Consider the following 13,370-nt stretch of genomic DNA (forward strand, 5'->3'; position numbering starts at 1 on the left):
CTACTTACCTCAATAATGGTTTAAATAATGTGCCAATTTTTTTCTGCTGCATATCGGGTAAGCGCGGAATGCTCCCCCACACAGACGGGATGCCCAATGGCTTCGAGCATTGGAATATCCGAAAGATCGTCACCGTAGGCATAACAATCCGCTGGATTAATCTCCTTATCCCGGCAAAACGTCATCAGGGCGTCTTTTTTACCCGCTCCAATTGTTTCGGGCAGGCCGATTTCCCCCGTCAACTCGCCTGCGTCATTTATTATTAACGGAGCACAGAGTATGTCCGTTACCCCAAGATATTTCGCAATGGGTGACAGAATCGGAAGCATAGAGCCCGATATAAATACGGTGTACATGTTCTGTCTCTGATGACTTTTAAGTGCTGAAACGGCACTCTCAATAAAAAATTCGTTTTCTGGCTTACGCCTGAACCATTCATCGCCCATTTCTTCCAGATAACGACAAGACACACCTTTAAACTGGCGATAATACTCTCTGTTCAGCGTCTCCCTTGGCACACCGTTTTTTACGTCGACGCGAAAACGAGACATATAGCGTTGAAGACGATCGTTTTGATTATTTTCCCTGCACCAGAAGTCATAGAAATCAAACATACTTTTAATATTTATTAGCGTCTCATCAACGTCAAAAAATGCGGCGTGGTTTCATCGCGCCCCTGACGATACTGCTGATAGTTATGGGCGGGCACCTCAACGTGACGAAGCTGAATATAATTTGATTCGGGTAAACTCTTTTTATTATCGATAGAGGATTCAACAAACTTAAGCAGTTCGCGACGAATATCGGCAGAAAGAACAACAGAGAAACGATGGAACATGGATTCCATTTCACTCTCAGCACACGCAATTTCTTTAATGTCATTGACAGCGCGCAGTTCCAGCAGTTCCAGCAGTTCCAGCAGTTCCAGCAGTTCCAGCAGTTCCAGCAGTTCCAGCAGTTCCAGCAGTTCCAGCAGTTCCAGCAGTTCCAGCAGTTCCAGCAGTTCCAGCAGTTCCAGCAGTTCCAGCAGTTCCAGCAGTTCCAGCAGTTCCAGCAGTTCCAGCAGTTCATTAACACCGTTTTCTTCACAGGAAAACTAGCGAACGTTTTCATTGATTTTTAAGGAGATAAAATCTTTCTCTGTAAAAGTATTTTTTAACGGGAAGCGTGATACCAGTACATATTTAGATGACATAATTACTCCGAATATTGATTGAGTGAGGATTCGGGTAGAAATTTATCAATATAGGAAACAATTGGAATTGTTAAATTTGTAATATATTTTTGGTATTACTGTTGAAATGGGTTTACTGCCCGCATTTAGCGTGTAATATCGAAATGGAAAAAAGACGAAATACCTTTTCGCATTCAGGACCCACGTATGGCCACAGCAGAACATTTAATCAGCAATAACCTGCCCAGTATCAAACAATTACAATGCTTTCTCGCTGTCGCACATGAACTGAACTTCCGTAAGGCTGCCGAACGCCTACGCATGACTCAACCGCCATTGACGCGTCAGATAAAATGCCTTGAAGCGGTTCTGAAACGTCAGTTGTTCAGCCGCAACACGCATGACGTTAGCCTCACAGAAGCAGGCCGTGCGCTGGTTGTTCAGGCTGAAAAAATACTCAAAGACATCAGTAACCTAAAAGTAGATCCTCTCTCTTCTGAAACGAGCCTGCGTATTGGACTCACGCGGACCCTTAATTTTGAATATATTGAACCCGTGAATTCCCAGCTTCAAAAAATGAACGCGGGAGATGATGTCGAAACGCCGGACCTGACGTCAGCCCAACTGCTGCAAAGCTTGTCTAAAAACATGCTGGATCTGGTGCTGACCGGTGAAAAAGGAACGGGTCACGAAGACATTGTTCAATACCGCTGGGTCTGCCAGGAACCGTTGCTCATCGCAATGCCCTCTTTACACCCTGCCAGCCTGAAAGAGAAAGTCGCGCTGGAGGATATTAGCGATCTTCCCATTTTCTGGTTTTCCAGAAGTGCCAACCCGTCATTTTACGACAAATGCGAAAGCTACTTTGATACGCTGAAAACGCCTCTGAAGCGGATAAAAGAGCCGGATGATACCCTTGTGATGCTAAGCCGTATCGCAAGAGGGAAAGGATTTGCGCTGCTGCCTCAGTCGAAATGCACCTTTAATCAGGAAGGACTTTGCTACCGTGAACTCACGGACGCCGAGGCAAAAAGGTTAAACATAGATATCTATGCCGCCACTCGCCTCAATGAAAATAGAGAGGAGATCCTTAACGCACAGAATGTGTTATGCGGGAAAACGGCTTAATGCAGGTAAAACACGCCCTCTTCCGGCAGGAAAAGCTGGTTATAGCGTAACTGGAAGGCGTTTAGCTCCTGCGGATCGGGCTCCATTTCACGCATAAAACCCAGCGTCAGACGGACCTGCGCGTCCGTGATCGGCGCGGCCAGACGGGCTTTACGCAGCATGCGATGCCAGGCAAGCAAATTCTCTTCACTGCCATCGACAATGCAGACCTGCCAGATCAGCAGCACCTGGGCGGCATTTTGCAAATGCGCTTCGTCCGGGCGTTCAAGGTAGCGGATAAACTCATTGCCGGGCGTTTTTCCGAACTGATCGATCATCGATTCCACAGGAACCGGGGTGATCCCCAGCCGCTCGCTCAGGCGTTTAATTGCGCGACGTGAATCTGAGGTCAGGACCCGAAATCCCACCACAAACACCACGGCAAGCGTTGCCAGCATTATCCAGACCATGCGTTCTCCTCTACGTCAGCCGCTCATCATAGCGGGAAACGCGCGGCGTCGACAGCGGTCAAGGCCATAATAGTGCAGTGAAAAAAGGTGGAAAATCGTTATGAGGGCAGCGCCAGGTATGCTGGCGAGTAGTGTGCGGAAGACAGCCCGCGCAGAACGGGCTGCGGGGCTGTTGCTTTAGACCGGTCAGCGTACCTGCAGCCCTTTCAGCAGCGCGTCATGGAAGCGCTGAGGGTCCTGCATCTGTGGCGCATGACCCATGTCGTTAAACTCAACCAGCGTCGCATGCGGAATGCGTTTTTCCGTCTCCTTACCCAGTACTGCATAGTTGCCCAGCGTCTTGCGGATCGCCGGCGGGGCGAGGTCTTTCCCGATGGCGGTGTTGTCTTTGGTGCCGATCATCAATAATACCGGCATCTTCAGTTCACCAAATTCGTAGATCACCGGTTGGGTATAAATCATGTCGTAGAGCAGGGCTGAGTTCCAGGCGACACGCGTTTTGCCCGGCCCATTGTTCAGCCCGGCCAGCATCGTCACCCAACGCTCATACTCCGGCTTCCACTCCCCGGCATAGTAGGTATTTTTCTCGTACTGACGAATACCATCGGCGCTGGTTTTAAGTTCACGCTGATACCACTGATCGACCGTAATATGCGGTACGCCGCGGGCTTTCCAGTCTTCTAAACCAATCGGGTTAACCATCACCAGCTGTTCCACTTCCTGTGGCCACATGAGCGCGTAGCGGGTCGCCAGCATGCCGCCGGTCGAGTGCCCAATAACCGTCACGCGATCGACGCCGAGCTGCTTAAGCAACGCGTGGGTGTTATCCGCCAACTGCTGGAAGGTGTACTGGTAATGCTCGGGTTTGGTGGATTTACAAAAACCAATCTGGTCTGGTGCCACCACGCGGTATCCGCTGGCGGAAAGTGCGCGGATAGTCCCCTCCCACGTTCCGGCGCAGAAGTTTTTACCGTGCATCAGCATCACGGTGCGGCCGTTGGGTTTTTCTGGCTTAACGTCCAGATAGGCCATATCAAGCGGCTGATGTTGCGAGGTAAAGGTGAAATGCTTAACCGGCCAGGCGTAATCAAACCCCTCCAGCTTCTCACCGTACGTCGGCGCATCCGCCGCCAGGGCGGGGGAGGCAAGCGCCACCAATAGCGCAAGACAGGATAGTCGTCGGTTTACCATGCAAGCTCTCCATAACAAAACGGACAAAAGCCGCGGGGTGCGGCAGCAAAATTAAAATGTAGAGCATTGCAGGGAGCGGGTCTGTAAAGGGGGGTAAAGGTGGGATGTAAAAAAAAGCCCGGCGGTCAACCGGGCAAAGAAGTTACCTGCACACTCAGGCTACTTTTAATTTCTGCATCCGATTTTCACGGCGGATCTTACGTTCTTCCAGCACCGCGACCATCGCCATCAGGACGATACAGCCGATGGCGGCGGCATCCAGCGCGGCAAAGGTGCCCGCCCAGCCGGTGAGGCCGAAAATCGGCGTGCCGTCGGCGATCATACCCAGACCCAGCTTGGCGAAGCTGTCACCGATCAGGTAGGCGAAGGTGCCTTTAATTCCATCGGCAGCGCCGATCGCTTTTTTCGGTACGAAGCCGACTGCTGCCACGCCGATCAGCAGCTGTGGACCAAACACCAGGAAGCCGAGCGCGAACAGGGACGCCAGGTAAACGTACTGGTTGCTGGCGTGCTGGTAGACGCCGAGCGTGGCGATAATCAGCGCCAGCGCGACGCAGGCCACCAGCGCACGGCGACCATTGGCGAGGTCCGAGAGCCAGCCCCACAGCAGCGTGCCGACCAGCGCGCCCACTTCGAACAGGGTGAAGCCCTGAATCGCAACTTCTTTGGAGAGCTTCAGCTCCTGGAAGGCATACACGGTGGACCACTGGTCGATACCGATACGCACCACGTACAGGAAGATGTTGGAGAAACAGAGCAGCCAGATCACTTTGTTTTTCAGCACGTACTCAACAAAGATCTGCCATTTGGACATCTCGTTTTCTTCGGTCTCTTTGTCCTCTTCGCTGATCTCCTCGCCGAACAGCTCTTCGGCTTTGCCGAGGCCATACGATTCCGGGGAGTCGCTGCCGTAGCGCAGGCCAATAAAGCCGACAATCAGGGCGATAATCGACGGGAAGATAAACATGCCGATCACGTGGCCGTCGAACAGGTAGTTCGCGCCGAACAGCGCCACGCCTGCCGCACCTGCCCCACCGAGGTTGTGGGAGATGTTCCACATGCCGAGGTACGAACCACGCTTGCGGCGAGGGGTCCATTTAGTGATGGTGGAGTAACTGCACGACCCGCCGGTACTCTGGAAGAAACCGCTCAGAGCGTAGAAGGCGATCATCATAAACAGGCTGACGGAGCCCGCGCCCATGCTGGCGCTGAAGCCGAGCATACAGATGGCGGAGAGGATCAGCATAAACGGCAGGAACTGCTTGGTGTTTTTGCCGTCCGCGTAGTAGGAAACGACGGTTTTACCCACGCCGTAAGTGATGGAGAAGCCCAGGCCAATCATGCCCAGCTGCGTCATGCTCAGCCCGTAGGTTGAGATCATGTCGTTCTGCGCGATGTTAAAGTTTTTGCGGATCAGGTACATGGTCAGGTAGCCGATAAAGACCACCAGGTAAGACTGCATGAACGGTTTGAACCACATTTTACGCCGCACATCGAGCGGCAGATCCAGGGTCGGTTTGCGCACCTGATTTAAGAAGGCCAGCATGATTGGTTTACTCCTGAGCTGATTTTTGCAGCATTGTAAAAACCAGCCGGGAGCGACGCCTGAGACAGCGTCCAGGTGAAACCAGGAAAATTTCTTAGTTTTGCGCCATTCGGGATGAAAAGGTGAAGCACATCACGCTTCGTGTGCCTCGCGCGGTGCCTGCGCATGCAGGAACGGCAGCAGCAGCAGGGCCGAAATTCCTGCCGCGATGGCGATCACGGCGAAGAAACCGCTCCAGTGCCAGACGTCGATCACCCGCGCCAGCGGCCAGCCGGAGAGCGAAGCGCCAAGGTAAGCAAACAGCCCGACAAAGCCCGTCGCGGCCCCCGCGGCGTCTTTGTGTGAACACTCCGCCGCCGCCATGCCGATCAGCATCTGCGGGCCAAAGACGAAAAAGCCGGTGGTGAAGAAACACGCCGCCTGCATCACGTAGCTGGCAAACGGCATCAGCCATAGCGAACCAACGGAAAGCAAAATCCCGGCGGCGAAGATCAGGTTCATCGGCCCGCGGTTACCGTTGAAGAGCTTATCCGAGCCCCATCCCGCCACCAGCGCGCCGATAAAGCCGCCCAGCTCGAACATCGTCACCGCCGAGTTGGCGGTCACCAGATCGACGCCCAGGGTTTCGGACATATACAGATTGCCCCAGTCGTTGATCGCCGCACGCACCACGTAGACCAGCACGTAGCAGAGGGAGAGTAACCAGATATAGGGATTTAACAGCACATATTTGGTGAGGATCTCTTTACGCGTCAGCCCTGCACCTTCCTGCTGTTGAGCGACTTCCATCTCGTCGTGCCGCCAGTCGCCTACCGCGGGCAGGCCCACGGTTTGTGGCCTGTCACGCAGTCGCCAGCAAAGAAACAGCCCGGCAACGATCGCCAGCCCGCCGGCAATCATCATTCCCGTGCGCCAGCCGTAGTGCAGCGCCGCCGCCCCGACCACCATCGGAATAAGCGCCCCCCCGACGTTATGCGCCGTGTTCCAGATAGCCCACCAGCCGCCACGCTCGTTGCGCGAGTACCAGGCGGTGAGCAGACGGGCACACACCGGCGCGCCCCATCCCTGGAAAAAGGCGTTCAACGCCCACAGCAGCGCAAAGGCCCAGAGCGAGGTGGAGAAGCCAAACAGAATGTTCACCACCCCGGTGGCAATGAGTCCAGAGCCCATAAAATAACGGGCATTCGAGCGGTCGCTGACGATACCGGAGAAGAACTTCGACAGGCCGTAGGTGATGTAAAACAGCGTCGCCAGCAGGCCAATATCGGTGCGTGTCATCACCCCGCTGGCGAGGATTTCCGGCGCGGCGGCGTTGAAACTTTTGCGGGTAAAGTAAAAAAGCGCATACCCCAGCCAGATGGTGATCAGGATATGGCGACGCCAGTAACGATAGCGGGCGTCAATTTCACGTTTATCGTTTAGCGGGGCGGCATTCGCCGGGGTTTTAAACATGCTGACTCCTCAGCGGTAAACTGACGCTGACGCGCGTGCCGTGGGTGCAGGAGATCGTCAGGGTGCCGCCCAACGCCTTGACGCGCTCACGCATGCCCGCCAGGCCAAAACCCAGCTGGCCGGAGCCCGGCGGCAGACCGCAGCCATCATCTTCAATCACCAGCATCAGGCGTTCATCCTGTTGCCATCCCTGCAGCGTTACCGCGCTGGCGCTGGCGTGCTTAACAATATTATTCAGCCCTTCCTGACAGACGCGGAACAGCGTGACGCGCTGGCCCTCGCTCAGCAAAGATTCATTGATGCGCCAGTCAAGATGGCTGACGATCCCGCGGCTTTCCAGCTCCATCTCGCGCATCAGAGACCGTACCGCCTGCTCAAGCGTAAGATCGTCCAGCTGGCGCGGTCGCAGCCTGCCAAGCAGTCGCCGCACCGAGTCATACACGCCAAGAGAGAGCTGTTCGATATGTGCCCCGCCCTGCTTTACCCCGGCGTTTTCGGCCGCCAGACGCTGAACGATGCCCGCCTGAGTGCGAATGGCGGTAATGGTCTGGCCGATGTCATCGTGCAACTCGCGGGCCACCTCCTGCCGGACGCTCTCTTCCGTTTCCAGCAGGCGTTCTGCCAGACGGCGATTACGCGCCAGCTCGGTTTGTAATGAGTGGTTAAGTTCACGCAGGCGCTGAATCCCTGCCCCCAGCAGCAGCCCGGTCAGGCTCTGGGCCAGCAGGGAGAGCAGTAAATCGACGGGGTGATCGTGCCAGGTCTGGCTGGCAATCAGCGCGATAGCGTTCATCAGGGTGGCAATCAGCGCGCCCTGCCAGCCGTAGTGCCACGCAAGGGCAATAATCGGCAACGCCAGGCAAAACGGGGTAAAGCGCGACAGCTCATCGGGCAGGCCAAGCTGCAGCCACAGGCTGATCGCAAACAGCAGCAGATACCAGATAAGATGCCGGGCGCGCCAGTTTACCGGCTGAGAGACCAGCGCCGGTCCGAGCGGCTGCCAGACGGTACTGGTGAGGTAGTGCCAGATAACCAGGCAGGTGGGAGCCAGCGTCAGACCGCCGGTCAGCGTCAGCAGAAGGGCGTTAAGCATCTCCTCCTCGCCGGTCCACGGCAGGGACTGCAACAGCGCGGCGGCAATCAGCGCAGCCCCCTGACGCAGCAGCGTGCGCCAGTCGCGCTGGTGACGATAACGGGAGATCAGCGCCACCGGGATCAGCGTGAGTACGCTCCCCGTCACCAGTAAAGGCAAGTGCGCCAGCGCCACCTCCTGCGCCAGCCAGACCAGCATCAGCCATTCGGCGCCCAGCAGTACCGGCCAAAAACCGCGCGGGCATTGCAGCATCAGCCCCAGACGCAGGCCAAACGGGAAAAGCAGCACCGCCAGCTCCGGGCGTTCAACCAGATGCAGGCTGATGCTCCACAGGCAGAACCAGGCGGCGGAGAAAATGGAAAAACTGGCAGCAACGGCGATCAGCCGTGAAAACAGCGGGTTCATTGCCAGCTGTCGAACATGCGGCGCGCCAGCTCAACGTCATTACTGACGCCGAGTTTTTCCATCAGATTAGCGCGGTGAACGTGAACGGTTTTTGGCGACAGCCCCAGGTCCACGGCAATCTCTTTCACCGACATCCCCTGTGCCAGTTTTTCTGCCACCTGACGTTCGCGTCGGGTGAGTGGGTCCTGTCGCCCTGCCGCCAGCTTGATGGCGATATCCGGCGTCAGGTAGCACCCGCCGGTGGAGACCGTGCGCACGGCAGCGATCAGTTCGTCCGGGCTGCAGCGCTTGGAAAGAAATCCACGTGCGCCTGCGTTCAGTGCCTGCTCAACCAGCGCCGGGCTGTCATGGACCGAGAGCATCACGATCGCCATCCCTTTCGGTAACTGGCTCAGCAGCTCGAGTCCGGAGAGATCCGGCATCGAGATATCGCAGATACAGACCTGGACACCGCGCCCGGGCAAACCAGCCAGCGCCTCGCGACCGGAGCCGAACTCCGCCACCACCTGAAAATCAGGCTCAAGGTTCAGCAGCTGGGCAAATCCGGAGCGGACGATGAGGTGGTCGTCGATAAGGGCGATGGTGGTCATGGCGCGTTCCTGGCGGGTTAAAAAACGCGCTTACCTTAACGATAAGCGCGTGGGGGTTCAAGCTTTGCGCTATTTACTCGAAGAACACCGCAATTTTGTTAAACATGGTGGGATCGGACTGGTTGCGCACCACTTTCTCGACATCTTCCAGCTTGTCGATCTGCGCAATCATTTGCTCCAGACGCTGATCGTCATTCACCAGTAGCCAGATGCGGCTGTGCTCGCTGCCCTGAATGGGCAGACAGAGGATACCTTCCACGTTAAACGCGCGGCGGGCAAAAAGCCCACAGACGTGCGTCATCACGCCAGGGTGGTTGCGGACGGTGAGTTCCAGAATGACGTTATCATGTTGTTTCTGCATGGCTTATTCCCCCACCATCTCAGTATTTGCCGCACCTGGCGGCACCATCGGGTACACTTTTTGTTCAGGATCGATACGCACGTGGATCAGCGCCGGGCCAGGACGAGAAATCGCCGCCTGCAGCGCCGCATGAGGGTCCGCTTCGGCGTTCAAATCGCAGGTATGCAGGCCAAAACCGGCGGCAATCTGCATAAAGTTAATCGTGCCTGGATAGGTCGCGGCAAACACGCCCTGCGTATAGAACAGACTCTGCTGCTGGTGCACCAGCCCCAGCGCCTGGTTGTTCATCAGGATGATTTTCACGTCTAACTGGTTTTCGGCTGCCGTCGCCATTTCCTGAATGTTCATCATCAGGCTACCGTCACCGGAGAAGCAGATCACCTTGCGATCGGGATTGGCCAGCGCCGCGCCCACTGCCGCCGGCAGGCCAAAGCCCATGGTCCCCAGCCCACCCGAGGTCAGCCACTGACGCGGACGGTTCAGCGGGTAGGCCTGGGCGGTCCACATCTGGTGCTGGCCCACGTCGGTGGTGATAATCGCGCTGTCATCAACGCAGGCGGCCACGGCGTTAATCAGCCCGTAATGGCTCAGCGGGTCCCCCTCGGTTGGGATAGCGCCCGGGAACTCTTTTTGCAGATCGGCAACCAGCTGACGCCAGTCGGCGCGATCGGAAGCGTCCGTTTGCGGAATCAACTGCGCCAGCACCTCGGCAACATCACCCTGAATCGCCACATGCGGCTGCTTGATTTTACCCAGCTCGGCACGGTCGATATCCACATGGATGATTTTGGCGTTCGGGCAGAACTGCTCGGTCTTGCCAATCGCCCGGTCATCAAAACGTGCACCCAGAACAATCAGCAAATCCGCTTCTTGCAGAATATAGTTCGTGCTGCGCGCGCCGTGCATCCCCAGCATACCCAGCGACAGCGGGTGCGCTTTTGGCAACATACCCAGCGCCATCAGGGTCATGGTGGTGGGCAGGCTGGCTTTCTCTGCGAGCTGGCGTACCGCGTCGGAGGCATTAATCGCCCCGCCACCCAGATAAAGCACCGGGCGTCTGGCGGCGTTAATCATCGCCGCTGCAGCCTGCACGCTCTCTGCGCGGAATTGCGGCGCTGGCGCACGTTCACCCGGCTCCGGCAGCACGTCAATCTCGATCTCTGCGGTCTGAACATCCTTAGGAATGTCTATCCACACCGGGCCGGGACGGCCGGATTGCGCAATACGAAACGCATCGCTGATAACCTGAGGAAGCTCGGCGATATCGCGAACTAAATAGTTATGTTTAGTGATGGGGATAGAGATGCCGTAGGTATCCACTTCCTGAAACGCATCGGTACCGATCATGGAGGACGGCACCTGGCCGGTGATGCAGATCAGTGGAATTGAGTCCAGGCGCGCGTCGGCGATAGCGGTGACCAGGTTAGTCGCACCCGGGCCACTGCAGGCCATACAGACCGCGGGTTTGCCCTGCGTACGCGCCATGCCCTGAGCGATGAAACCCGCGCCCTGCTCGTGACGCGCCAGAACGTGACGAATCTGCGTGCTTTGGCTTAACGCATCATACAGCGGCAGCACGGTGCCGCCCGGGATCCCCGCAACCGTGGTGATGCCCTGTCGTTCCAGCAAATGAACGATTAACTGCGCGCCCGTGAAACGCGTTTTGGTGGATGTTGTGCCCGAACTTGCCATGCTCCAGTCCTTTTCTTCTGAGCCGACTTTCCGGGGAGGGTCCTTAAACGAAAAACCCCGCCCGGTTTGCGCCGGCGGGGTTTTGGATTCGTGTGTTGATCCAGTCCCTACGGCGCATTGCCGACGACCACCACCACACGCACGACGACCACTGCGGCTGGTTGCGCAGTTGCTAGTAGGGTCGAGGTGAACATGGATGCTGTCATTGGGGACCTGTGTTTGGAATCTATTGATAGAATTTATACAAACACAGCTTTTCGGGCATGACAATGGAAATATTTTCATCTGCGCAAAAATGCGTCGAAGATCACGTTTCGTTTGTTGCGTGCAGAAAACAAAAAACCTCGCCTGAGCGAGGTTTTTTTTCAGAGGTTTTGCGGTTGGTCGCCGCAGAACACACTGTGTTACGTCAACGCAAAAAGTATACGCGATCGAAGACGAACGCGCAATTCAGGCACGGATTTTGACGTTTTTGAGTATGGACCGCCTTCTGAATTTTGTCCAAAAAATACTGTTCATGCATACAGTATTTATCTATACTGAGGGTGTTCGCAGTGAGCGAGGGGGCCGCAGTTCTACCGGCGCAACGAAGTCCTGGCTGAAACGGGTGGTGCCGTCAGTGCCTTAACCCCCTGAAGTGAGCACACTGTGTTACGTCAATCCAGGTGCTGGTCACAGGCGGCGGAAAGGTACGCCAGCATCGTGCTCCTTTTAACCAAAAGGAGACGCGTATGAGCGTAGTGGATATGGTGATACTTATCCTCAAACTCATTGTTGCTGTACTGCAACTACTTGATGCTGTCCTGAAATACCTTCGGTGATTCAGGTTCAAGTCGCACCTGAGAGGGGCGGGCAACCGCCCCTCTTTAATAACGAGGGAATGCTATGTCGCGTCTGTTAATTGAGCCTGTCACGCCAGAAGAACCTGGCTATATCGCCTTAAAGGCCGAAAGTATCGCATCGAATTTCAACATGCTGCGCCGGCTGGAAGAGAACTGGCAGCGCGGTGAAAACCGTTTTAACGCACCGGGCGAAAAGCTGCTGGGCGCCTTTTTGAACGGCAAGCTGGTGGGCGTATGCGGTCTTAACCGCGATCCCTTCAGCCAGCAACCGCGCGCCGGCCGCATTCGTCATCTCTACGTCAGCGAGAAGTGCCGCGGGCTGGGCATTGGTAAGCAGCTTCTGACCGTGGTAATGGCCGATGCCAGCATCTGGTTTGATTTTCTCAACACCCACGCGCCGGACGCTGCATACGGGTTTTATCATCAGGCGGGCTTTACGCTGGTCTCGGATGAACCACGGGTCACACACCGTCTGTTTTGCGCGGTGTGACCGGCTGGCAGCATCAGGTGGTGAATGTTACAGTTGAGTGACAATTCACCGCCAGATACGCCATGACCATTACCGTCTTCTGCATTTTACTGTTCGCCGCGCTGCTGCATGCCAGCTGGAACGCCATTGTTAAAGCCGGTACAGACAAGCTCTATTCAGCAATCAGCGTTAGCGGTTCCGCCGCGTTTATCGCCCTGGTATTACTGCCCTTCTCCCCACAGCCGTCTGCTGCCAGCTGGCCGTTTTTAGGGGTCTCCTGCGCGCTGCAGGTGGTGTACACGGTGCTGGTTGCAAAGACCTACCAGGTCTCCGATATGAGCCAGACCTATCCGCTGATGCGCGGTACGGCACCGCTGCTGGTGGCATTGATAAGCGTGCTGGTGCTGGGAGATAGCCTGTCATGGCTCGCGTGGTCCGGCATCGCCGTGATCTGCCTGTCGATTCTGGCTATGGCCATGAACGGCCGCATGACGTCGCGTAAGGGGGTCTGGCTTGCCCTGCTCAATGCCTGCTTTATCGCCGGGTATACGCTGGTCGATGGCACCGGCGTGCGGTTATCAGACACCGCGCTGGGCTATACGCTATGGACCTTCTTTATGAATGGTTTCTGCCTGCTCTTCTGGGCGATGTTGGCGCGCCGACGCGAAGCTTCCAGATACCTGCGTACGCACTGGAAAAAAGGGCTGCTCGGGGGTATCGGCACCATGGGCTCTTACGGGCTGGCGCTCTGGGCGATGACCCAGGCTCCGCTGGCCGTGGTCGCCGCCCTGCGTGAAACATCCATCCTCTTCGGGGCGCTGATCGCATTTGTGCTGTTAAAAGAGAAGGTTGCGGGACTGCGTATCGCGGCCGCAGTGGGAATTGCGGGCGGGGCGATCCTGCTGCGCCTGGCATAAATCACTGGCAACATTAGTTGCCGATCTTGTTTACAAATCCTGCCTTTACCCCTTCTGACAT

The 13,370-nt window shown here is 56.2% G+C and carries 16 protein-coding genes; 5 read left to right on the forward strand and 11 right to left on the reverse strand.

Translation table 11 applies throughout. The features are described 5' to 3' along the window. Positions 1 to 20: 20 nt before the first annotated feature. Both AM410_RS06595 and AM410_RS06600 read right to left on the reverse strand, forming a co-directional pair. The gene (locus AM410_RS06595; protein ID WP_047954854.1) at positions 21 to 614 is read right to left on the reverse strand and encodes an HAD family hydrolase; all 594 of its coding nucleotides are present in this window, start codon (positions 612 to 614) and stop codon (positions 21 to 23) included. A gap of 14 nt (positions 615 to 628) precedes the next feature. Continuing rightward, positions 629 to 838, reverse strand: a complete 210-nt coding sequence (locus AM410_RS06600) for a hypothetical protein (protein ID WP_236900113.1) — start codon at positions 836 to 838, stop codon at positions 629 to 631. Here AM410_RS06600 and AM410_RS24025 point away from each other — a divergent pair. Further along, positions 830 to 1,123, forward strand: coding sequence for a hypothetical protein (locus AM410_RS24025; protein ID WP_219822381.1), 294 nt, complete (start codon positions 830 to 832; stop codon positions 1,121 to 1,123). The genes AM410_RS06600 and AM410_RS24025 overlap by 9 nt on opposite strands. Before the next feature lie 258 nt (positions 1,124 to 1,381). Continuing rightward, positions 1,382 to 2,302: a LysR family transcriptional regulator gene (locus tag AM410_RS06610; RefSeq protein ID WP_063925788.1), complete on the forward strand. Its 921-nt coding sequence runs from the start codon at positions 1,382 to 1,384 to the stop codon at positions 2,300 to 2,302. Here the strand turns inward: AM410_RS06610 and AM410_RS06615 are convergent. The 9 genes from AM410_RS06615 to ivbL all read right to left on the reverse strand — a co-directional run bounded on the left by AM410_RS06615 (position 2,299) and on the right by ivbL (position 11,287). Continuing rightward, positions 2,299 to 2,751: a DUF1198 domain-containing protein gene (locus AM410_RS06615; protein WP_014167992.1), complete on the reverse strand. Its 453-nt coding sequence runs from the start codon at positions 2,749 to 2,751 to the stop codon at positions 2,299 to 2,301. The two genes, AM410_RS06610 and AM410_RS06615, sit on opposite strands and share 4 nt — an antisense overlap. A 186-nt stretch (positions 2,752 to 2,937) precedes the next feature. After that, a complete protein-coding gene (locus AM410_RS06620; RefSeq protein WP_073397507.1) occupies positions 2,938 to 3,942 on the reverse strand; it encodes an alpha/beta fold hydrolase in 1,005 nt (334 codons plus the stop codon). A gap of 154 nt (positions 3,943 to 4,096) precedes the next feature. Beyond that, the gene (gene uhpT, locus AM410_RS06625; RefSeq protein WP_020882733.1) at positions 4,097 to 5,488 is read right to left on the reverse strand and encodes a hexose-6-phosphate:phosphate antiporter; all 1,392 of its coding nucleotides are present in this window, start codon (positions 5,486 to 5,488) and stop codon (positions 4,097 to 4,099) included. A gap of 132 nt (positions 5,489 to 5,620) precedes the next feature. Continuing rightward, positions 5,621 to 6,940: an MFS transporter gene (locus AM410_RS06630; RefSeq protein ID WP_014167989.1), complete on the reverse strand. Its 1,320-nt coding sequence runs from the start codon at positions 6,938 to 6,940 to the stop codon at positions 5,621 to 5,623. Then, positions 6,933 to 8,438: a signal transduction histidine-protein kinase/phosphatase UhpB gene (uhpB, locus tag AM410_RS06635; protein ID WP_025206526.1), complete on the reverse strand. Its 1,506-nt coding sequence runs from the start codon at positions 8,436 to 8,438 to the stop codon at positions 6,933 to 6,935. The genes AM410_RS06630 and uhpB overlap by 8 nt, the downstream gene beginning before the upstream one ends. Continuing rightward, entirely contained in the window at positions 8,435 to 9,028 is a 594-nt protein-coding gene (gene uhpA, locus AM410_RS06640; protein WP_014167987.1) for a transcriptional regulator UhpA, read from the reverse strand. Before uhpA ends, uhpB begins: the two co-directional genes overlap by 4 nt. Before the next feature lie 73 nt (positions 9,029 to 9,101). Further along, positions 9,102 to 9,389: an acetolactate synthase small subunit gene (gene ilvN / locus AM410_RS06645; RefSeq protein ID WP_014167986.1), complete on the reverse strand. Its 288-nt coding sequence runs from the start codon at positions 9,387 to 9,389 to the stop codon at positions 9,102 to 9,104. A gap of 3 nt (positions 9,390 to 9,392) precedes the next feature. Beyond that, a complete protein-coding gene (gene ilvB / locus AM410_RS06650; protein WP_041162347.1) occupies positions 9,393 to 11,081 on the reverse strand; it encodes an acetolactate synthase large subunit in 1,689 nt (562 codons plus the stop codon). Positions 11,082 to 11,188: 107 nt separating this feature from the next. Further along, positions 11,189 to 11,287, reverse strand: a complete 99-nt coding sequence (gene ivbL, locus AM410_RS06655) for an ilvB operon leader peptide IvbL (RefSeq protein ID WP_071605430.1) — start codon at positions 11,285 to 11,287, stop codon at positions 11,189 to 11,191. Positions 11,288 to 11,812: 525 nt separating this feature from the next. Between ivbL and tisB the strand changes: the two genes are divergently transcribed. The 3 genes from tisB to AM410_RS06670 all read left to right on the forward strand — a co-directional run bounded on the left by tisB (position 11,813) and on the right by AM410_RS06670 (position 13,309). Continuing rightward, on the forward strand, positions 11,813 to 11,902 hold the full coding sequence (gene tisB, locus AM410_RS06660) for a type I toxin-antitoxin system toxin TisB (protein ID WP_020684667.1): 90 nt from the start codon (positions 11,813 to 11,815) through the stop codon (positions 11,900 to 11,902). A gap of 64 nt (positions 11,903 to 11,966) precedes the next feature. Continuing rightward, a complete protein-coding gene (locus tag AM410_RS06665; protein ID WP_014167984.1) occupies positions 11,967 to 12,413 on the forward strand; it encodes a GNAT family N-acetyltransferase in 447 nt (148 codons plus the stop codon). A gap of 62 nt (positions 12,414 to 12,475) precedes the next feature. Further along, positions 12,476 to 13,309 (forward strand): EamA family transporter, encoded by an 834-nt coding sequence (locus AM410_RS06670; protein WP_073397505.1) that lies wholly within the window; start codon positions 12,476 to 12,478, stop codon positions 13,307 to 13,309. The last annotated feature ends 61 nt before the right edge of the window (positions 13,310 to 13,370 follow it).

It is taken from the genome of Enterobacter cloacae complex sp. FDA-CDC-AR_0164 (assembly GCF_003071645.1).
Taxonomy (GTDB): domain Bacteria; phylum Pseudomonadota; class Gammaproteobacteria; order Enterobacterales; family Enterobacteriaceae; genus Enterobacter; species Enterobacter ludwigii.

What these genes read in the sequence shown, in the direction of transcription:
- AM410_RS06595 (WP_047954854.1), bottom strand. Translation starts at nt 614, where the DNA reads ATGTTTGATTTCTATGACTTCTGGTGCAGGGAAAATAATCAAAACGAT.
- AM410_RS24025 (WP_219822381.1), top strand. Translation starts at nt 830, where the DNA reads ATGGAACATGGATTCCATTTCACTCTCAGCACACGCAATTTCTTTAAT.
- AM410_RS06600 (WP_236900113.1), bottom strand. Translation starts at nt 838, where the DNA reads ATGTTCCATCGTTTCTCTGTTGTTCTTTCTGCCGATATTCGTCGCGAA.
- AM410_RS06610 (WP_063925788.1), top strand. Translation starts at nt 1,382, where the DNA reads ATGGCCACAGCAGAACATTTAATCAGCAATAACCTGCCCAGTATCAAA.
- AM410_RS06615 (WP_014167992.1), bottom strand. Translation starts at nt 2,751, where the DNA reads ATGGTCTGGATAATGCTGGCAACGCTTGCCGTGGTGTTTGTGGTGGGA.
- AM410_RS06620 (WP_073397507.1), bottom strand. Translation starts at nt 3,942, where the DNA reads ATGGTAAACCGACGACTATCCTGTCTTGCGCTATTGGTGGCGCTTGCC.
- uhpT (WP_020882733.1), bottom strand. Translation starts at nt 5,488, where the DNA reads ATGCTGGCCTTCTTAAATCAGGTGCGCAAACCGACCCTGGATCTGCCG.
- AM410_RS06630 (WP_014167989.1), bottom strand. Translation starts at nt 6,940, where the DNA reads ATGTTTAAAACCCCGGCGAATGCCGCCCCGCTAAACGATAAACGTGAA.
- uhpB (WP_025206526.1), bottom strand. Translation starts at nt 8,438, where the DNA reads ATGAACCCGCTGTTTTCACGGCTGATCGCCGTTGCTGCCAGTTTTTCC.
- uhpA (WP_014167987.1), bottom strand. Translation starts at nt 9,028, where the DNA reads ATGACCACCATCGCCCTTATCGACGACCACCTCATCGTCCGCTCCGGA.
- ilvN (WP_014167986.1), bottom strand. Translation starts at nt 9,389, where the DNA reads ATGCAGAAACAACATGATAACGTCATTCTGGAACTCACCGTCCGCAAC.
- ilvB (WP_041162347.1), bottom strand. Translation starts at nt 11,081, where the DNA reads ATGGCAAGTTCGGGCACAACATCCACCAAAACGCGTTTCACGGGCGCG.
- ivbL (WP_071605430.1), bottom strand. Translation starts at nt 11,287, where the DNA reads ATGACAGCATCCATGTTCACCTCGACCCTACTAGCAACTGCGCAACCA.
- tisB (WP_020684667.1), top strand. Translation starts at nt 11,813, where the DNA reads ATGAGCGTAGTGGATATGGTGATACTTATCCTCAAACTCATTGTTGCT.
- AM410_RS06665 (WP_014167984.1), top strand. Translation starts at nt 11,967, where the DNA reads ATGTCGCGTCTGTTAATTGAGCCTGTCACGCCAGAAGAACCTGGCTAT.
- AM410_RS06670 (WP_073397505.1), top strand. Translation starts at nt 12,476, where the DNA reads ATGACCATTACCGTCTTCTGCATTTTACTGTTCGCCGCGCTGCTGCAT.